Here is an 18,822-nt window from a genome sequence, read left to right as displayed (position 1 = left end):
AAGACGTGCGACGAAGGCGTAGGGACAGCGATGACCGGCACGTCCCCCGTTTCGTCAGCCGCTCGTCAGCGTCACCCGCCCGGGCGTGCGCTCGGCATGAAGGCCGCCGAGCATGGTCACGCCCTCGACGAAGGCCTCGACGTCGCCCGCGGTGAACACGCCGTTGACGCGGGTGCGCGCCGCCCCCGCGTCGCCGAGCACGAGCTTGACCTCGGAATGGCGGTTCATCCGGGCGATGGCGAGCGCGATCGGTTCCTCGTCGAAGCTCAGCTGGCCGTTCTGCCAGGAAGAGGATTGGGCGGAAACGGCCTTGACCACGGTCGCCGCGGCGGGGGCATCGATTGTCGCGATCATCTCCTGCCCGGCGAGGAGCGGGCGCGCCTCGGCCGCCGCCTTCGCCGGGGCCGGCGGATCGCGGTCGATGACCGACACATGGCCTTCATAGAGCAGGACGCGAACCTCGCGGCCGACCATCTCCACGCTGAACGAGGTGCCGGTCGCCACGACGAGCTTGTCCCCCGCGGCGACGGTGAAGGGCCTGAGCGGATCCTTCGCGACGTCGAACCGTGCGCGGCCGCGCACCAGCACGAGCTCCCGGCGATCCTCGCCCAGCCCGACATCGACGCGGCTGTCGGCGTCGAGCGTGAGGCGGGAGCGGTCGTCGAGGATCGCGACGCGGCGTTCGCCCACCCTGGTTTCATAATGCCGGCGCGGATCATGGAGCAGCGTGAACGAGACGATGGCGAGGACGAGCACCGCCGCCACCGCGAGCGCCCAGCGCCACGGGCCACCGGACTGCACCGTCCATCGCCGCCCGCTCGCGCGGCGATAGGAGGCGAGCGCCGCGCCGCGCATGCCGATCAGCTCCGGCATGTCGGCGGCCCCCCCGGCGGCGTTCCAGACGCGCGCCGCGTCCTCGAAGGCGCTCGCATTGGCCGGATCGGCGAACCAGCGGTCGAACGCCTCGCGCTCGCCCGGCGGCAGCTCGCCCTCCGCGAGGCTCAGGCACCACAGGGCGGCCTCGGTATCCCGTTCGTCCTGCTGGTCGTTCGCCGCGCCGGTCATCGTAGGTCCCGCATCTTGCCGGAGAGCGTCGCCATCGCCTTGCCGATCTGTTGCTTCACCGCGCTGGCCGAGATGCCGTATGCGGCGCCGATCGTCTCCTGGCTGAGATTTTCGAGGCGGAACAGGATGAACATCGTCCGCGTCCGCTCGGGCAGCTCGGCGAGCGCTGCGGCGAAGGCGGCCAGTTGCTCGCGGCTGGCGGCGATGCGGTGCGGATCGAGCGGGTCGAGCATCCGCTCCGGCTCATGTGCGACACGCTGCCGGTAACGGTCGCGCACCATCGTCTTGCGGGCGCGGTCGATAAGCAGGTTCTGCGCGATCCTGAAGATGTAGCTGTCCGGCTCGCCCGCCGGCAGGTCGCAGTCGAGCATGCGCAGCAGCACCTCCTGCGTCAGGTCCTCCGCCTCCGCGCGGCTGTCGACGCGGCGCAGGAAGAACGCCATCAGCGCCGGCCGCCACCGATAGCTCAACTGCTCAGTCGAACGTCCTCGCTTCCCGCGCAACGCATCCCCCATGGGCTCACTTTAGGGATAGACGTGCAAGCCGCGCAAATGGACAGCGAGCTTCTGGAAAAAGTCGCCCCTTCAGAGGGACCGGCATCGCATCGTCAGGCGAGGGATGGTGCCCAGGGACGGGATCGAACCGCCGACACTGCGATTTTCAGTCGCATGCTCTACCAACTGAGCTACCTGGGCATGCCGGAGAAGACCGGAAGCAGCGCCCTTAATGGGGCTCGGGCGGGCTGTCCAGCCCATCCGGATCAACCGTGCGGCCGGGGATGCGATATCCTTCGCCGAGCCATTGCAGCAGATCGCGATCGCGGCATCCGCGGCTGCAGAACGGCATGTCGTCCTTGCTTGCGGGCTTGCCGCAGAGGGGGCAGGTTTCTGATTTGGCCATGACGCTATGACGCCTCGAAGCGGGTGGCGGTTCCGGTGCGGCGGTGGAGCTCGGCGATCCATTCGGGTTTGAGCGCGGCGAGCGCCGAAAGGGACACGCGTTCGACCGCTACGCCCGGCGGCGGGGTTCGCTCGATGCGCCTGAGCAGTGCGCGCGCCTCCGCCGCGGCGGGATCGGAGGCGAGCAATTCGGGAAGGGAGGCGCGGGCGCGCGGGCGGATGACCTGGAGGAAGCCGTAACCGTTGACCGCAGTGCGCTCGAACGGCGCGATCATCGCGGCGTCGAATGCTTCGGCGACCGCGCCCCGTTCGGCCTTGTTGGCGAGGGTGGGAAAATCGACGCCGATCGAGCCGCCGATGCCCATCCGCCGGATCGCGCGCGCGACCGCGCCGGCGGCTGCGATGGCGAGCCTGGCAGGATCGCCGTCACCATCGACGTCGAACAGCGTCATTGCCGGGGTGACCGCCATGCGCAGCGCGCCGCCGGGAAAGGCGATCTCGCCGGTCGCGGACTCTTCGAGCAGCTCGGACCAGCCTGCGCTCTCGAGCGCGTCAGGTTCATGCGGGCGGATGCGGCGGACGGGGACGCCCGTCGCGGTGATCTCGGCGAGCAGATCGGGGCCGGGCTTTGCTGGCGCATCGGTCGGGACGGCCTTGGGCAGCTTGGGGCGGCGATGCTCGGGAATGGCCTCGCGGACGATCTCGACAGTGAGGTGCCGGCCGACGGTCAGGCCCGGCGGGATAGGGGAGAGCATGGCCTCGCCGCCGCAGTCGAGCGCGACGCGGGCGAGGCGGCCGCCTTCAACCAGCGTCGCGCCGAGCACCGCGCCGAGCCGCAGGCCGGGGTCATGGACGGCGATGCGCGCGACCGCGATCTCGCCATGCTCGATCAGCGCGGCGCGATCTTCTCCGATGCCCGCTTCGTAGAGCCATTCGCTCACGCGATCACGCCAGCCCAGGCCAACAGCGCGCGCGTCTCAAAGAGGGGAAGGCCGATCACGCCCGAATGGCTGCCGTGGAGGAAGCGGACGAACGCCTCGGCGCGGCCCTGGATGGCGTAGCCGCCGGCCTTTCCCAGACCCTCACCGGTGGCGATATAGCCTTCGATTTCGGCCGTCGTCAGCGGTTTGAACGCGACGATGGTGTCGGCGAGCTTCGTGCGCAGCCGGCCGTCGGGCGCGATCACGGTCACGGCGGACAGGCAATGGTGGCGGCGGCCGGAGAGGCGCTGGAGCAGGTCGCGCTGGACATCGGCGTCCGCCGCGGGCGGCAGGATGCGGCGGCCGAGCGCGATGGTGGTGTCGCCGGCGATCACCGCCTCGTCGTCCGCGCGGACGACGGCGCGCGCCTTCTCCTCCGCCAGGCGGAGCGCATACGCGCGGGGCAGTTCGCCCTTCAGCGGGGTTTCATCGATATCGGGCGATTCGCAGCGCAGGGGCATGACGCCGAGCCGCGCGAGCAGATCGCGTCGGCGGGGGCTGGAGGATGCGAGAATCAGCGGCGCGGCCATCGAAAGCGCGGCCGCTTACTTGAACCGGTAGGTGATCCGGCCCTTGGTCAGGTCATAAGGAGTCAGCTCGACCAGCACCTCGTCGCCCACCAGCACGCGGATGCGGTTCTTGCGCATCTTGCCCGCGGTATGGCCGAGGATTTCGTGGTCATTCTCCAGCTTCACGCGGAACATCGCGTTGGGGAGAAGCTCGACCACTTGGCCGCGCATTTCGAGAAGTTCTTCCTTGGCCAAACAATACCGCCTGCAAATGGTGCTGAAAACGAGACGCGCCGCCTTAGCGAAGCCGATGCAAAAAGGGAAGCGTCCCGCCGCAAGGGGTGGACAGCGGCGCTCCAAGACAGCAGGTTAGCGCTAACAAGAATCGTGGAGAGGCGGATGGCGGGGCGGAGGCGGCGCGGATTGCGCTGGTGGATCATCGCGCTGGTGATGATCGGGATGATCATCAACTATCTGACGCGCAGCGTGCTGGGCGTCGCCGCGCCGACCTTGATGGCGGACCTCGGCATCGACGAGCTGCAATATGCCTGGGTCACCGCCGCGTTCCAGCTGGGTATCATGCTCCAGCCGGTGGCCGGCTACCTGCTTGACGTGATCGGCCTGCGTATGGGATTCGCGGTGTTCGCGGTCTCCTGGGGCCTCATCACCATGGCGCATGGGTTCGCCGCCGGTTGGGTGAGCCTGGCGGCCTTGCGCGGCGCGCTCGGCTTCGCGGAAGGGGCGGCGCAGCCGGCGGGGCTGAAGGCTGTCGCGGAGTGGTTCCCGGCGCGCGAGCGCGGCTTCGCCGGCGGGATCTACAATATCGGCGCGTCGATGGGATCGGTGCTGGCGCCGCCGCTCGTCGCCTGGGCCATCCTCGTCCATAGCTGGCAGGCGGCGTTCGTCATATCGGGGGCGCTGGCGCTGATATGGGTGGTGCTGTGGCTGCGCTACTATCGCGCGCCCAGGGAGCATCCGGCGATCACGCCCGCGGAGGCGAGCTATATCGAAGCGGGGCAGGAGGAGCATCTGCTCGCCGACCGCGCCCGGCCGTCCATCGGCTCGATCCTCCGGCAGCGCAACTTCTGGGGAATCGCGCTGCCGCGTTTCCTGGCGGACCCGACCTGGGGCACGCTCACCTTCTGGATGCCGCTCTACCTGATGAACGTGCGCGGCTTCGATCTCACGCAGATCGCGCTGTTCGCCTGGCTGCCCTTCGTCGCGGCGGATCTGGGCTGCCTGTTCGGCCCGGCGGTGAGCCTGTGGCTGCAGCGGCGCGGCGTCAGCCTGATCAACGCACGGCGCGGGGCGTTCACGGTCGGCGCGGTGCTGATGACGGGGATGATGTTCGTCGGTCAGGTAGAGAGTCCCTATGCGGCGCTGGCGCTGCTTTGCCTCGGCGGTTTCGCGCACCAGACGCTGTCGATCACCGTCCTCACCATGGCGCCCGATCTGTTCAAGCGGCATGAGGTGGGGACGGTCGCGGGACTTGGCGGGACCTTCGCCAATCTGGGCGTGCTGCTGTTCTCCCTGGCGATCGGCGGGCTGGTGACGACGATCGGCTACGCCCCCTTCTTCGTCGCGCTGGGCGTGTTCGACCTGGTCGCCGCGGCGCTGCTGTGGGGCCTGGTGCGCGATCCGGCGAAGAAGGCGGTGGCGGCATGATCCGCAATCCGATCCTGCGCGGCTTCAACCCCGATCCTTCGATCGTGCGGGTCGGGGACGATTATTATATCGCCACCTCGACCTTCGAATGGATGCCGGGCGTGCAGATCCACCATTCGCGCGACCTTGCCAACTGGCGGCTGGCGGCGCGTCCACTCGACCGGATCGACCTTACTGGCCGGCCCGACGGGTGCGGCGTGTGGGCGCCGTGCCTCACCCATGCCGATGGGCTGTTCCATTTGGTGTATACCGATGTCCGGCGTTATGGCCGCACCACCGTGGGCGGGGCCGCTGGCGCTTCGCTGCGCGACTTCCACAATTATCTGGTGACGAGCCCAAGCGTGGAGGGGCCGTGGTCGGCCCCGGTTCACCTCAACAGCAGCGGGTTCGATCCATCGCTGTTCCACGACGATGACGGGCGCAAATACCTGCTCAACATGCTGTGGGACCACCGTCCGGCCCGGAATCGTTTCGCCGGGATCGTCGCGCAGGAATATGCGCCCGCGGAGCGCCGGCTGATCGGCGAAAGCCGGGTGATCTTCGAAGGGACCGCGCTCGGGCTGACCGAGGCGCCGCATCTCTACCGCCGCGACGGCTGGTATCATCTGATCGTCGCGGAGGGCGGCACCGGTTGGGATCACGCGGTGACGATGGCGCGCTCGCGATCCTTGTCCGGGCCCTATGAGCTGCATCCCGACGGACCGGTGCTGACCTCGCGCGGGCGACAGCATGCGACGTTGCAGCGCGCCGGCCATGCCGATCTGGTCGAGACGCCCGACGGCCGCACCTGGATGACCTATCTGTGCGGACGGCCCTTGCCCGCGCGCGGACGGTGCGTGATGGGACGCGAGACTGCGATCCAGCCGGTACGCTGGGGCGAGGATGGCTGGCTGCGCACCGAGGCGGGCGACGGCGCGCCGATGGAGACGGCCGACACGGGCCTGCCGGCCGCGCCCTGGCCGGAAGAAACGGCGCGGACATGCTTCGATGGCGACCGGCTGCCCGACGCCTTCCAGTGGCTGCGCACGCCCTGTCCCGAACGGCTGTTCAGCCTGACCAAGCGGCCCGGCCGGCTGCGGCTGTTCGGCCGCGAAAGCATCGGCAGCCTGTTCGAACAGGCGCTGGTCGCGCGCCGGCAGACCGGGTTCCGCTATACCGCGACGACGCGGATGGCGTTCATGCCGGCGCACTACCAGCAGGCGGCGGGGCTGGTCTGCTATTACAACAGCAGCAAGTTCCACTATCTGCACGTGACCTACGATGAGGCGCTGGGTCGCTGCCTGGCGGTGGCGTCGGTGCTTCCCGATTCGCCCCAGGGCGATGTCTGGACACAGCCCGTCGCGTTGCCCGATGGCGAGATCGAACTGCGCGTCGACGTCGATTTCGACCGGCTGCGCTTTGCCTGGCGGATGGAAGGCGACGACGAATGGCGCTGGCTGGCAAAGGAGTTCGACGCGAGCATCCTGTCCGACGAGGCGACCGCGCCCGGGCAGCCCAACTTTACCGGGGGGTTCGTCGGCGTCGCCTGTCAGGACATGGCCGGCACGGCATGCCCGGCGGACTTCGCCTGGTTCGATTACCGCCTCCGCGATTGACCCGTCTCAGGATTGGTCGCTGAAGCGTTTCACCCGGTTTGGCAGATCCTTCCCCTTGGTCCGCCGCGATGGCAGCTGGACGGGGTTCTTCTTCTTCCACTCGGCGAAGGTCATCGGCCCTTCGGGCGTGTCGATGATGGTGTCGTCGATCGAATCGGGCATGGCACCACTATAATGCATCGGGCGACATGCGTCCGGACTATCCGTTAGCGGACATTCCTGTCCGCTATCGAACAGGTGGAATTGCCCAACCCTTGGCATATGTCGCCATGCTCGTTGGCGTCGGCCGGGCGGATATCGCCGAGATGGCCCGAATTCATGGTGTATTATGCATATGGCACACCTCTTGCTGAGCGATGAGCGGCGGATCGGCCGCCGTTCAAGGAGGATTGACATGAAAACGGGTATGCGAGCGATCGTGGCTGCTGGACTTGCGCTCACGGTCAATGTGCCGGCGATGGCGGGCGAGGTGAAGCGGCTCAATAACGAGGACGGGATCAACGTCACCTATCGGGCGGAGTCCGAGCGTTATTGCATCAGCACGCATAGCGGCGAGGCTGCCGACCGATTCAATCTGCGGGTGCATGCCAAGGAGTGCCGGACGAAGGACGGATGGGCGCGCCAAGGGCTGACGCTGGTGCGGCGCGGCGAGAGCGCGCAGCAAGTCGCTTCGGCAGACTGATCCGTGGTGGAAAGGAAACCCCGCCGGGATAGCCCGGCGGGGTCGAGATCAAGAGCGCGCCTGAACGCGGGGCGAGCGTTCTAGGCGGCGCCGTGCGCCAGTGCAGCGAGCAGCAGCAGCGCCACGATATTGGTGATCTTGATCATCGGGTTGACCGCGGGGCCGGCGGTGTCCTTGTAGGGATCCCCCACCGTGTCGCCGGTCACCGCGGCCTTGTGGGCTTCGCTGCCCTTGCCGCCGTGGTTGCCGTCTTCGATGTACTTCTTGGCATTGTCCCACGCGCCGCCACCCGAGGTCATCGAGATGGCGACGAACAGCCCGGAGACGATCACGCCGAGGAGCAGCGCGCCCAATGCGGCGAAGCCCTCCGCCTGGCCCGCGACTGCGGTGATGACGAAATAGACCAGGATCGGCGCGAGCACCGGCAGCAGCGAGGGGACGATCATCTCCTTGATCGCCGCGCGCGTCACCAGATCGACCGTGCGGGCATAGTTGGGACGGCTGGTTCCCTCCATGATCCCCGGATTGTCGCGGAACTGGGCGCGGACGTCCTCAACCACCGAGCCCGCCGCGCGGCCCACCGCGGTCATGCCGAACGCGCCGAAGCTGAACGGCAGCAGCGCGCCGAGCAGCAGCCCGACGATGACGTACGGGTTGCTAAGGCTGAAATCGACCGCGAGATCGGGGAAGAACTCGGTGAGATCGGTGGTGTAGGCGCCGAACAGCACGAGCGCGGCGAGCGCCGCCGAGCCGATCGCATAGCCCTTGGTCACCGCCTTGGTGGTGTTGCCGACCGCGTCCAAGGCGTCGGTGCGGGCGCGCACCTCGGGATCGAGATCGGCCATCTCGGCGATGCCGCCGGCATTGTCGGTGACCGGACCATAGGCGTCGAGCGCGACGACCATGCCCGCCAAGGCGAGCATAGCGGTTGCGCCGAAAGCGACGCCGATGACGCCTGCGATCTGGTATGCCGCGATCACCGCCACGGAGATGACGATGGTCGGCAGCGCCGGACTTTCGAGGCTGACGGCAAGGCCCTGGATGACGTTGGTGCCGTGGCCGGTCTCCGACGCGCGCGCGATGCTCTTGACCGGGCGGTAGTTGGTGCCGGTGTAATATTCGGTGATCCACACCAGCGCGCCGGTGAGCGCAAGGCCGATCATCATGCACCAGAACAGGCCCATGCCGGTGAACCCGGCCGCCTCAGCGACCGGTTCGGCGGCGAAACCGTCGAGCGGGGCATCGAGGAAAGCCTCTCCGCCGATCACCGCGTTCATGTCGCCGAGCGTCCAGGCGGTGGCGAAGTAGATGGCGGGAATGGCGAGCACGACCGAGGTCCAGAAGCCCTTGTAGAGCGCGCCCATGATCGACTGACCCTTGCCCAGCCGGACCATATAGGTGCCGATGATCGAGGTGATGATGCACACGCCGCCGACGATCAGCGGCAGGCCCATCAGCGCAAGCAGCTGTTCGGAAGAGGTGGTGACGAGCAGCGCGATCGACACCATCGTCACGCCCAGGGTCACGACATAGGTTTCGAACAGGTCGGCCGCCATGCCGGCGCAATCGCCGACATTGTCGCCGACATTGTCGGCGATCGTCGCGGGGTTGCGGGGATCGTCCTCGGGAATGCCCGCCTCGACCTTGCCGACCAGATCGGCGCCGACATCGGCCGCCTTGGTGAAGATGCCGCCGCCGAGGCGGGCGAAGATCGAGATCAGCGAGGCGCCGAAGGCGAGCGCGACGAGCGCGTCGATGACGATGCGATCATCGGGCAGGTGGCCTGCCGGACCGATCAGATACCAGAAGAACAAGGCGATCGAGAGCAGGCCGAGGCCCGCCACCAGCATGCCGGTGATCGCGCCCGCGCGGAACGCCATGGTGAGGCCGCCCTGCAGAGAGGTGCGCGCGGCCTCAGCGGTGCGGACGTTCGCCTTGACCGACACGTTCATGCCGATGAAGCCGGTCGCGCCCGAAAGCACCGCGCCCAGGAGGAAGCCGACAGCCGAGATCGGCGCGCCCATCCGATCGAGGAAGACCCAGACGAGAATCGCGACCACCGCGCCGACGATGGCGATGGTGCGGTATTGCCGGCCGAGATAGGCGCGCGCGCCTTCCTGCACGGCGGCGGCGATATCCTGCATGCGCGCATTGCCCGCGCTGGCCGACAATACCTGCCGGCCGGTGACGAAACCGTAGAGCACGGCGATCAATCCGCACGCGATCGCGACGTAGATGACTGTCATGGGATGCGGTATCCTTCCCCCTGTTTATCCCGGGTCGCGCCGCCGGTCTTGATGCCGGTCGAGGGCGCGGGGCGAAGGCGTAAAGGGCGGGGCAAGGCGTGGCAAGCCTTTGCGGGCTAGGTCGCGCCGGCATGCTCCCAGCCGAGCCTTTCGGGCAGCGGGACGTGGCCCATGCGGTCTTCCAGCATCAGCCCTGCGCCGTCGTGGAAGCGGCCGATGCGAGTGACGGGAACGGGCCATTCCTCGTCCTCGGGCGCGGCGAACAGCAGCTGATAGTCGTCCCCGGCGGTCGCGGCGGACAGGCGCGCGGGGCGGTCGTCGCCGGCATGGGCGACGAAATCGTGGCTCAGGGGGATGCGGTCGAGATCGATGCCGATGGCGAGGCCCGAGGCCGCGGCCATGCGGCCCGCGTCGATCAGCAGGCCGTCCGATACGTCCATCATCGCGGTGACGAGCGGGGCGAGCGCACGGCCGTCGGCGATTAGCGGCATCGGCCGGCGATAGGCGGCGATCAGGCGGGGCGGTCCGTCGCGCCCCTCACGCAGCAACTCGAGGCCTGCGCCCGCGTCGCCGATCGTGCCGGTGACGTAGAGCGCGTCGCCCGAACGGGCGCCCGCCCGGCTCGGCGCGCCCGCCGGCCCGGCGCGGCCGATCGCGGTCAGGCCGAACATGCGCGGCGCGCCGCCTGGCAGCGTAACCGTGTCGCCGCCGAGCAACGTGCAATCGAGCTGGGCGAGCGCGCGGCCGAGCTCGTCGGTGAACGCGGCGTCCCATGCGGCGTCGCCCGACAGCGCCTGTCCCACCAATACGCCGATCGGCGACGCGCCCTTGGCGGCGAGGTCCGACAGATTGACCGCGAGCAGCTTCCACGCGACCGATTCCGGCGGATCGGCGGAGAGGAAATGGACGCCTTCGGCGATCATGTCGTGGGTCAGGACCAGCGCGCCCTCGGCCGATCCCAGCACCGCGGCGTCGTCCGCCAGCCCGCGCGCCGCCTCATGCAGCGGAAGCGAGCGCAGTCGCGCGAGCAAATCGGCCTCGTTCATCGGGCCGCTATAGCGGTCAAAACGAGTCGAGCGGAACCTCTGGCGGGACGAGCCGAGCCGCCGGTAGCTTTTCGTTAACCATGAGGACGTTAACCATTCGGCCATGCGTTGGGGCGGGGTATTGATGGTCGCGTTCATGGTTTCCGCCTGTTCGGGCGGGGACGACCGGGATCGGCGTCCGTCGCGCGCGGCCGCCAAACCCGCCAAGCCGCCGACGCCGCGCGCGGACACCGCCGCGATCCGCCAATGCAAGTCGCGGATGCTCGCGCGCGGTTTCGAGTTCTCGTCGTTGCCCGATCGCGACTTCGGCGGCGGCTGCTCGGCGTTCGGATCGATCAAGCTGCTCGACGTCGGCGTGCCGGTGACCAATCTCGGCGCGATGACCTGTCCGCTCGCGGCGAATTTCGCCGCCTGGGCGCGCCACGCTGCGATGCCTGCCGCACGCGTCTATTTCGATACCGAGCTGGTCAGGATCGAGACGATGGGCACCTATTCGTGCCGTCCGATCGCCGGAAGCAGCCGGTTGTCCGAACATGCGCGGTCCAACGCGGTCGACGTCAGCGCCTTCGTGCTCGCCGACGGGCGGCGGATATCGGTGAAGGACGGGTGGAATGGCGACGAGGCGTCGCGCGATTTCCTCCGCCGCATCCGCGCCTCCGCCTGCCGGCGCTTCCCGACCGTGCTAAGCCCCGACTACAACGCCGCGCACCACGACCATTTCCACCTCGATATGAGCGGCAAGGACTTCTGCCGATAGGATTGGCTTGGCCATGCGCCTGCGCTAACGGCGCAGCGATGACAGAACAGAAAGAAACCCGCGTCCCGGCGCGCGTCTTCGCCAACGCGCGGACCGAGGCCGAGACCGCCAAGGCCTCTGCGGTGCGCACGCCGCAGACCGAGCATCCCGCCTATCGCCTGGCCTTTCAGGACATGGAATTCTTGCTGCGCGAGGATCTGCGTCCGGTGCGTTTCCAGCTTGAGCTGCTCAAGCCCGAATTGCTGCTCGACGAGGCGCAGATCGGTTCGATGATGGTGTTCTACGGCTCCGCGCGGATTCCCGAGCCGGCCAAGGCGCAGGCGCTGCTCGATCTCGCCACCGACGACGAGGGCAGGGCGATCGCTGAACGGCTGGTCGCCAAGAGCAAATATTATGATGTGGCCCGCGAGCTCGCCCGGCTGGCGAGCGATTTCCCGCGCGACAATGAGGGCAAGCGGCATTTCGTGGTGTGCTCGGGCGGCGGGCCGTCGATCATGGAAGCGGCCAATCGCGGCGCGCAGGATGCCGGCGCGGAGACGGTGGGCCTGAATATCGTGCTGCCGCACGAACAGGCGCCGAACCCCTATGTCACCCCGTCATTATCGTTCCAGTTCCACTATTTCGCGCTCAGGAAGATGCATTTCCTGCTGCGCGCGCGTGCTGTCGCGGTGTTCCCGGGCGGATTCGGCACCTTTGACGAAACCTTCGAGCTGCTGACGCTGATCCAGACGGGCAAGATCGATCCGATGCCGGTGATCTTCTTCGGCCGGGAATTCTGGGATCGGGTGGTCAATTTCGAAGCGCTGGTCGAGGAAGGCGTGATCGGCCGGCAGGATCTCAACCTGTTTCACTATGCCGAAACGGCCGAGGAGGCGTGGGAGATCGTCCAGGCATTCTACAGCGGACGCACCGAGAATCGGGCGGAGCGCGACGACCCCAGCGTCGGATAAGGCGTCGCCCCTGCGCCGGGGCGACGCACAATTCAGATCGGGCAATCGAAGACGAATGCGTTGCGGTCCGCCGCCCATTGGCTGGCGCATTTGTCGAGTTGCGCGCGGAGCTTGCCTTGCTGCAGCTCGACGCGGCCGGCGGCGGCCTCGGTGAGCGAGATCGTCGCGGGCGTGCGCAGCTTGCTGCGGGTGCCCGAGACGCTGATCCGCGCACCGGGCTTGGCCGAGCGCACCAGTATTTCGGCGAAGCCCATGCCGGCGGGATCGAATTGGACCGGCATCACGCCCGCGGCCGTGCGTGGCGCGAGCCTGGCCGAGGCGAGATCGGCATAGGCGTAGCGCGCATCGCGCGGCGGTATCGCCCGGAGCGCGATCGACCAGTCTCCTGCTGCCGCCGCCTCACGCAGGGCGACGGGAAGCTGCGCGCACCAGTCGCCGGTGAGGTTGGGCTTGGCGCGCGAGGCGGTGCGCGTGTCCATCCGCGCGAACAGGCGATAGGCAAGGACGGCGGCGCCCTCTCGCGTCGTCACCGTGGCTTCGGCATGGGTGACGAAGCCATAGGCAGGATCGTCGCCGATGCGCGCGGCAAGAGGAATGGGATTCTCGAAGCAGAGCTGGCGGCTGGCGCTGTCGCTGCGCGGGCGCGCATCGACGATCAGGGCGCGCACGGCGCAGTTGGCGCCGCAGCCCTCGGCCAGGGCAATGTTGTTCTCAAAGGCTGCGAGCTTCTCCGCGGCGGCGTAGCTGCGCGCCGCGGCTGCGCCGCCATAGAGGCGGACGAACTCCTCGACGGTGTCGGGCCGAGCGACCTGGGCGATTGCCGGTGTGGCGGACAATGCCGCCAACGTGATCGCGATACGCAGCCCCAGCATCACCCGCTCCCTGTCTGAATTCCGGCCAGATTAGGCCGCGGGGCGCGGGCTGTCGAGGATTCGCGCTACTTCACCACCGCTTCGGCGGCCGAGCCCTGCGCGGCTGCTGGATCGACGGACGGCGCGCCTGTGGCCGGCGTCGCGTTGTTGGCGAGCTCCGCTGTGTTGGCGATGTCGCCGCCCTCAGTGACGTTCGCCTCGGCCGTGGTCTCGGGCGCAGCCGCCGGAGCGGCGGGCAGCGGCAGGTTGGAGCCCTGGCTGTTGAGATAGACCAGCAGGTCGGCGCGGTCCTGGGCGTTCCCCAGGCCGGCGAAGGTCATCTTGGTGCCGGGCGCGTACTTGCGCGGGGACGTGAGCCACGCGTCCATAGACTTGAAATCCCAGACGCCCGGAACGCTCTTCAGCGCGTCCGAATAGGCGAAGCCGGGAACATGGCCGTGCGGCTTGCCCATCGCGGCCCAGAGATTGGGTCCGATGCCGTTGGCGCCGCCCTGGTTGATCGTGTGGCAGGCGGCACACTTCTTGAACACCTCGGCGCCCTTGGCCGCGTCGGCGGTGGGCAGCAGCGTGGCGATATCGACCGCGGCGGCGGCGCCGCCCGCGCCCTCTTCCTCGACGCCCTCGATCGGGTAGCCCATCTTCTCGGGGCGCTCTGCATGGAAATACATGCCCGCGCCGATCGACGCCGCCAGGGCGGTGGCGCAGCCGGCGAGCACCCAGCCCGCGATCGTGTTGGTCCGGTCGTCCATCTCGTGCTTTCTCAACGCCTCTTGAAGGTGGCGTGTCGATCACGCCCGGCAGAAAATCCCGCCCCCCTTATCGGCGGGGGGAGGGGATCGCAAGCGCGCTTGCTTGCGCGCGCGCGCATCTTTAGGCGCGCGAGCGATATGGAGAATTTCCCCGCACCCGCCCGTCCGATCGTGACCGAGATGGTCGCCGCCGCCGCCGCCGAGCCCGCGCGCGCGGTCGCCTTTCAGGGCGCCCCAGGGGCGAATTCGCACATCGCCGCGCGCGAGGCGTTTGCCGACGGCTTACCGCTGCCCTGCTTCAGCTTCGCCGATGCGATCGACGCGGTCCGCGATTTCCATGCCGATCGCGCGATGATTCCGATCGAGAACTCGCTGCACGGGCGCGTCGCCGACATCCATTATCTGCTGCCCGAATCCGGGCTGGTGATCACCGGCGAGCATTTCCTCCCGATCCGCTATGCGCTGATGGGGCTGGGAGACGGATCGGGCCTCAGGGACGTGATGAGCCATCCGCAGGCGCTGGGCCAATGCCGCCACTGGCTGCGCGGCAAGAGCCTGAACCCGGTGGCCTATCCCGATACCGCGGGTGCGGCGGCGCGCGTGGCCGAGCTGGCCGATCCCGCGGTGGCGGCGCTGGCGCCGGCGGGGGCGGCGGAGATTTACGGCCTCACCATCTTCCAGCAGGGGATCGAGGATGCGGATCACAACATGACCCGCTTCGTCGTGCTGGCGCGCGAGGCGGCGGCGCCCGTCGCCACCGGCAAGCTGATGACGACCTTCATCTTCGAGGTGAAGAACGTGCCCGCCGCGCTCTACAAGGCGATGGGCGGCTTCGCGACCAACGGCGTCAACATGACCAAGCTGGAAAGCTATCAGCGCGGCGCGACCTTCGCCGCGACGGAGTTCTACGCCGACATCGAAGGCGCACCGGGCGACCCCGCGGTCGATCGTGCGCTCGACGAGCTCGCCTATCACAGCAAGTGGGTGCGGGTGCTCGGCACCTATCCGCAGGCGCGTCCGCGCGGCGGCGACTGAACGGGAGAGTCGGTATGCGGATGGCGATGCTGGTGGCCGTGGCGATGCTCTCCGCCTGTGCCGGAGAGCCCGTCGCTCGCGCCGATGTGAGCGTGGAGACGCTGCGCGAGGTCGGCGACCGATTCGACCAGGCGCAGATCGCCAAGGACGGCGCGGTGCTGCAGACGCTGGTCGCGGACGACCTGATCTTCATCGAAGGCGACGGCACGCGATCGGGCAAGAAGGCGTTCATCGACGGCTGGACCGATCCGGCGCTCAGTTTCGAGCCGATCGCGATCGAGGACCGCGTGTTCGTTCCATTGGGGCCGGATGCCGGGATCGTCGGGGGCGAGGTGGTGCTGCGCGGGCGTGCGAATGGCGCCCCCTTCGCCAGCCATATCCGCTTCGCCGATACCTTCCGGCTGAAGAACGGGACATGGCAGGCGACACATATCCAGGTGACGCGGGTGCCGGCGAACAAATAATCCTCGCCCCTGTGCAGGCAGGGGCCGCTCTGTTTGTGGCACATCCGAACATCGCACTTGCCGACGGTTATTCGTCGATCCACCGCGCGAACAGGGTGTGCGCGATCGCGTAGGGCGGCGGGGCGAGGAACGGCGCGTCCGGATCGCCGGCCATCGCGGCGCGGACGGCGTCGCGGCTGACCCAGATCGCGTCCTCTAGCTCGGTGGCGTCGATCGTCAGCGCGTCGTCCGCCGCCGCCGCCATGCAGCCCATCATCAGCGAATGGGCGAAGGGCCAGGGCTGGCTGGCGACGTAGCGGACGTCGGAAACACGGATGCCCGCCTCCTCGTGGAGTTCGCGCGCGACGGCTTCCTCGATCGATTCGGCTGGCTCGACGAAGCCGGCGAGCGCCGAATAGCGTCCCGGCGGATAGCCCGCGCTGCGCCCGATAAGGACGCGATCATCATGTTCGGCAAGCATGATGACGACCGGATCGACGCGTGGGAAATGCTCGGTGCCGCAAGCGTCGCAACGGCGGCCCCAGCCGGCGCGAAAGATGCGCGTTACGGCGCCGCAATTGGCGCAGAAGCCGTGGCGACGGTGATATTCGAGCAGGCTCCGCGCCGAGGCGTAGATCTGCGCCTGATCGGGCGACAGCGTCGCGAGCGCGCGGAACACGGCGGGGCTGCGCGGGATCGGATCGGGCTGGCCCATGCGCCATTCGACGAGGTGCGGCACGCCGCCGTCGAGGCCGAGGAGGATGAGTTCGGCTTGGTCGTGTGCTTCGGCCAGGCTTTTCCAGCCGATCATTCCCTCCGCGGTCACCACCGGATCGAGCGAGGTGAGGTCGAGCACGCGCGCGCGGACATCGCCGAGCAGGGCGGCGAACGCTTCGGGGTCGCCGCGCAGCTTGTCGGCGCGGTCGAGCGGGCTGCCGGTGAGGCCCGGCCTCACCGCGCCGCCAGCCGCGCCGCGTCCTTGACGAGCGCGGCCGGCACTTCCTGGCGCAGCGGCCATTTCTCGGCAGGGAAATAATTGACCATGATCGTGCCGCGCATCTTCCGCGCCGGATCGACCCAGGCGATCGTGCCCGCGGCGCCGCCCCAGCCATAGGTGCCCTTCGACGCGCCCGTCGGATTATCGGCCAGATAGACCGAGCCGCCCGCGCCATAACCCATCGCAACCGGCGCCTGCGTACCGCCGGTGCCGTCGCCGATGCCTTCGAAGGTGACGCCGGGGGGCAGCAGGTTGGACATGGCGAGCGCCGCCGTCTCCGTCTTCATCACGCGGACGCCGTCCAGCTCGCCGCCATTCTGCAGCATGTGCAGGAACCGGTCGTAATCGCGCGCCGAGGAGACGAGGCCCGCGCCGCCATAGGGAAAGCTCGGCGGCTGGAGATAGACCGAGGTCGCCGCCGGATCGAACGGCACCATCGCATCGCCCATGAAGACGTAGTTGGTGGCGAAGCGGCCGACCTCGCCGGCGGGCACCGTCCAATAGGTGGAGGTCATCTTGAGCGGGGTGAACAAACGCGTCTGGACGAAGCTCTCGAACGGCTGGCCCGCCGCCTTTTCGACGACGGCGGCGAGCACGTCGAGCCCCATCGAATAGCTCCATTTGGTCCCCGGCTCGGCGATCAGCGGCAGCGTCGCGGCGCGCTCGGCGAACTCGGCGAGCGTCTTGGGGCGGGCGGGGCGCGCTACCGCCTCCGCCTGCGCGTTGACCGCGCCCGGCGTCAGGCCGAGCCGCTCGACCTCCTTGAGCAGCGGCCCCTTGGCGCCGATCGAATAGGTCAGGCCGGCGGTGTGGGTCAGCAGGTGGCGGACGGTGATCTGAGTCTTCGCCGGCACGCTGTCGAGCGAGGTGTCGGGGCTGGTCAGCACCTTCATCGACTTGAAGCCGGGGAAGAAGTCGCTGATCGGCTGGTCGAGCTTCAACTTGCCCTCTTCGACCAGGATCATCGCCGCCATCGCGGTGATCGGCTTGGTCATCGAATAGATGCGCCACAGCGAATCGTGGCCGGCGGGCGGCGCGCCGGGATCGGTTGAAATATGACCGGCGGAGACGAAGTGGGTCGGGCCGTCGCCGACGCCGAACGCGCCGACGATACCGGGCATCTTCTTTGCCGCGACATAGCCATCGAACAGCGCCTGTGTGTTGGGGAGCGCGGCTGCCGTGGCGGCGGGGCGGGTCTGGGGTTGCGGCGCGGCCTGCGCGTGGAGCGCGGTGCCTGCGAGCAACATGGCGAGCGCAGCGCCGCGAATCGTCCAACCCAATGTCATCCGTCTCTCCCGAAAATGCTGGCGGCCTTGGCGAACACCGTCGGCAGCCCCGCCTGGCCGATGCGGTCCTTGGGCCACCATTCCCAACCCGGTTGCATCTTGCAATGCTTTTCCGAAGTGCCGGCGACGAGCGCGAGGCGCAGCTCGAAATGGGTGAAGACGTGGGTGACGACCGGCTCGACCGCGTGCCAGCCAACATCGCAAGGCGCGCCGGCGAGGCCCGGCGGAGAATCGCCCCACGATCCGGTGGGCAAGGCGCGCATGCCGCCGAGCAGGCCCTTGTCCGGACGGCGGACCAGCAGCACGTCCTTACCGCGCTCCAGCCAGAAGATGGTGCCGTGGCGAACGGGGCGGGCCTTTTTCGCGGCTTTGACTGGAAAGGCGGTTGGATCGCCGCTGACGTAACCCGCGCAATGTTCGTGGATCGGGCAGGCGAGGCAGGCCGGGGCGCGGACGGTACAGATCGTCGCGCCAAGGTCCATCATCGCCTGCGCGAAATCACCCGCGCGGCCGTCCGGCGTGATCGAATCGGCGGCGGCGCGGATGGCGGGCTTCGCACCGGGCAAGGGATCGGCAATCGCGAACAGCCGCGCGACGACGCGCTCGACATTGGCGTCGACCACTACCGCGCGGTGCCCGAAGGCGATCGCGGCGATCGCGGCGGCGGTGTAGCCGCCGATGCCGGGAAGCTCGCGCAGTCCGGCCTCGGTATCCGGAAAGCCCTTGCCCGCCACGGCACGCGCGGTGGCGAGCAGATTGCGCGCGCGGGCGTAATAGCCGAGGCCGGCCCAGGCGGCCATCAGATCGGCATCCTCGGCGGCCGCCAGCGCCTCGACCGTCGGCCAGCGCTTCGTGAATCGCTCGAAATAGGGCGCGGCGGCCGCAACCGTGGTCTGCTGAAGCATGATCTCCGACAGCCAGACGCGATAGGGATCGGCCGGTGGAGCGCCAGGCGGGCTGCGCCAAGGGAGGCTGCGGGCCTGCGCGTCGTAATGCGCCAGCAGTTTGTTCGCGATCTGGTTCTCGACGGGCACGGGGAGCCTATG

21 protein-coding genes and 1 tRNA gene are annotated in these 18,822 nt (G+C 68.5%); 7 read left to right on the top strand and 15 right to left on the bottom strand.

Translation table 11 applies throughout. The features are described 5' to 3' along the window. Positions 1-54: 54 nt before the first annotated feature. The 7 genes from D1610_RS08085 to infA all read right to left on the bottom strand — a co-directional run bounded on the left by D1610_RS08085 (position 55) and on the right by infA (position 3,708). Complete coding sequence (locus D1610_RS08085; RefSeq protein WP_118863595.1) at positions 55-1,065, bottom strand: FecR family protein; 1,011 nt, start codon at positions 1,063-1,065, stop codon at positions 55-57. Further along, complete coding sequence (locus D1610_RS08080) at positions 1,062-1,535, bottom strand: RNA polymerase sigma factor (protein ID WP_245942038.1); 474 nt, start codon at positions 1,533-1,535, stop codon at positions 1,062-1,064. The genes D1610_RS08085 and D1610_RS08080 overlap by 4 nt, the downstream gene beginning before the upstream one ends. Before the next feature lie 149 nt (positions 1,536-1,684). Beyond that, positions 1,685-1,760: transfer RNA gene (locus tag D1610_RS08075), tRNA-Phe, on the bottom strand. A 28-nt stretch (positions 1,761-1,788) separates the two neighbouring features. Continuing rightward, positions 1,789-1,965, bottom strand: a complete 177-nt coding sequence (locus D1610_RS08070; protein WP_118863593.1) for a DNA gyrase inhibitor YacG — start codon at positions 1,963-1,965, stop codon at positions 1,789-1,791. A gap of 4 nt (positions 1,966-1,969) precedes the next feature. Beyond that, the gene (locus D1610_RS08065) at positions 1,970-2,905 is read right to left on the bottom strand and encodes a ribonuclease (protein WP_118863592.1); all 936 of its coding nucleotides are present in this window, start codon (positions 2,903-2,905) and stop codon (positions 1,970-1,972) included. Then, complete coding sequence (locus D1610_RS08060) at positions 2,902-3,474, bottom strand: Maf family protein (RefSeq protein ID WP_118863591.1); 573 nt, start codon at positions 3,472-3,474, stop codon at positions 2,902-2,904. The genes D1610_RS08065 and D1610_RS08060 overlap by 4 nt, the downstream gene beginning before the upstream one ends. 15 nt (positions 3,475-3,489) lie before the next feature. Next, positions 3,490-3,708, bottom strand: coding sequence for a translation initiation factor IF-1 (gene infA / locus D1610_RS08055; protein WP_010162480.1), 219 nt, complete (start codon positions 3,706-3,708; stop codon positions 3,490-3,492). A 144-nt stretch (positions 3,709-3,852) separates the two neighbouring features. On the opposite strand from infA, the gene D1610_RS08050 reads away from it, so the two are divergent. Together D1610_RS08050 and D1610_RS08045 are read left to right on the top strand one after the other, a co-directional pair. After that, positions 3,853-5,118: an MFS transporter gene (locus D1610_RS08050; RefSeq protein ID WP_118863590.1), complete on the top strand. Its 1,266-nt coding sequence runs from the start codon at positions 3,853-3,855 to the stop codon at positions 5,116-5,118. Next, complete coding sequence (locus tag D1610_RS08045; RefSeq protein WP_118863589.1) at positions 5,115-6,713, top strand: glycoside hydrolase family 43 protein; 1,599 nt, start codon at positions 5,115-5,117, stop codon at positions 6,711-6,713. Before D1610_RS08050 ends, D1610_RS08045 begins: the two co-directional genes overlap by 4 nt. Before the next feature lie 6 nt (positions 6,714-6,719). On the opposite strand, the gene D1610_RS17040 is transcribed toward D1610_RS08045, so the two are convergent. Next, the gene (locus tag D1610_RS17040; protein WP_222926978.1) at positions 6,720-6,893 is read right to left on the bottom strand and encodes a hypothetical protein; all 174 of its coding nucleotides are present in this window, start codon (positions 6,891-6,893) and stop codon (positions 6,720-6,722) included. 214 nt (positions 6,894-7,107) lie between these two features. On the opposite strand from D1610_RS17040, the gene D1610_RS08040 reads away from it, so the two are divergent. Next, a complete protein-coding gene (locus D1610_RS08040) occupies positions 7,108-7,395 on the top strand; it encodes a hypothetical protein (RefSeq protein ID WP_147414295.1) in 288 nt (95 codons plus the stop codon). 80 nt (positions 7,396-7,475) lie between these two features. Here the strand turns inward: D1610_RS08040 and D1610_RS08035 are convergent, their stop codons facing one another. Both D1610_RS08035 and thiL read right to left on the bottom strand, forming a co-directional pair. After that, positions 7,476-9,641 carry a sodium-translocating pyrophosphatase gene (locus D1610_RS08035; protein WP_118863587.1) on the bottom strand — a complete coding sequence of 722 codons (2,166 nt, stop codon included), beginning with the start codon at positions 9,639-9,641 and terminating at the stop codon, positions 7,476-7,478. Positions 9,642-9,757: 116 nt separating this feature from the next. Beyond that, a complete protein-coding gene (thiL, locus tag D1610_RS08030; RefSeq protein WP_118863586.1) occupies positions 9,758-10,687 on the bottom strand; it encodes a thiamine-phosphate kinase in 930 nt (309 codons plus the stop codon). Positions 10,688-10,790: 103 nt separating this feature from the next. Here thiL and D1610_RS08025 point away from each other — a divergent pair, with 103 nt between their 5' ends. Both D1610_RS08025 and D1610_RS08020 read left to right on the top strand, forming a co-directional pair. Beyond that, a complete protein-coding gene (locus D1610_RS08025) occupies positions 10,791-11,444 on the top strand; it encodes an extensin family protein (protein WP_118863585.1) in 654 nt (217 codons plus the stop codon). Positions 11,445-11,482: 38 nt separating this feature from the next. Continuing rightward, positions 11,483-12,394, top strand: a complete 912-nt coding sequence (locus D1610_RS08020; RefSeq protein ID WP_118863584.1) for an LOG family protein — start codon at positions 11,483-11,485, stop codon at positions 12,392-12,394. 32 nt (positions 12,395-12,426) lie between these two features. Here D1610_RS08020 and D1610_RS08015 read toward each other — a convergent pair whose 3' ends face one another. Together D1610_RS08015 and D1610_RS08010 are read right to left on the bottom strand one after the other, a co-directional pair. Then, on the bottom strand, positions 12,427-13,266 hold the full coding sequence (locus tag D1610_RS08015) for a hypothetical protein (protein ID WP_118863583.1): 840 nt from the start codon (positions 13,264-13,266) through the stop codon (positions 12,427-12,429). A 65-nt stretch (positions 13,267-13,331) separates the two neighbouring features. Then, a complete protein-coding gene (locus D1610_RS08010; protein ID WP_118863582.1) occupies positions 13,332-14,015 on the bottom strand; it encodes a c-type cytochrome in 684 nt (227 codons plus the stop codon). Between the two features lie 138 nt (positions 14,016-14,153). Between D1610_RS08010 and D1610_RS08005 the strand changes: the two genes are divergently transcribed. Next, complete coding sequence (locus D1610_RS08005; RefSeq protein WP_118863581.1) at positions 14,154-15,050, top strand: prephenate dehydratase; 897 nt, start codon at positions 14,154-14,156, stop codon at positions 15,048-15,050. A gap of 20 nt (positions 15,051-15,070) precedes the next feature. Then, complete coding sequence (locus tag D1610_RS08000) at positions 15,071-15,514, top strand: nuclear transport factor 2 family protein (protein WP_182466744.1); 444 nt, start codon at positions 15,071-15,073, stop codon at positions 15,512-15,514. Positions 15,515-15,581: 67 nt separating this feature from the next. Here D1610_RS08000 and nudC read toward each other — a convergent pair whose 3' ends face one another. Genes nudC through D1610_RS07985 form a run of 3 tightly spaced genes read right to left on the bottom strand, consistent with a single transcriptional unit; the run spans position 15,582 to position 18,810 of the window. Beyond that, positions 15,582-16,448: an NAD(+) diphosphatase gene (nudC, locus tag D1610_RS07995; protein WP_245942037.1), complete on the bottom strand. Its 867-nt coding sequence runs from the start codon at positions 16,446-16,448 to the stop codon at positions 15,582-15,584. Beyond that, entirely contained in the window at positions 16,445-17,776 is a 1,332-nt protein-coding gene (locus D1610_RS07990; RefSeq protein ID WP_118863578.1) for a serine hydrolase domain-containing protein, read from the bottom strand. The genes nudC and D1610_RS07990 overlap by 4 nt, the downstream gene beginning before the upstream one ends. Next, complete coding sequence (locus D1610_RS07985) at positions 17,773-18,810, bottom strand: A/G-specific adenine glycosylase (RefSeq protein WP_118863577.1); 1,038 nt, start codon at positions 18,808-18,810, stop codon at positions 17,773-17,775. Before D1610_RS07985 ends, D1610_RS07990 begins: the two co-directional genes overlap by 4 nt. Positions 18,811-18,822 lie beyond the last annotated feature (12 nt).

The organism is Sphingomonas gilva (genome assembly GCF_003515075.1).
GTDB lineage: Bacteria > Pseudomonadota > Alphaproteobacteria > Sphingomonadales > Sphingomonadaceae > Sphingomonas > Sphingomonas gilva.
Note: the sequence above shows the minus strand (reverse complement) of the source record. Positions and strands in the feature narration are given on the sequence as shown.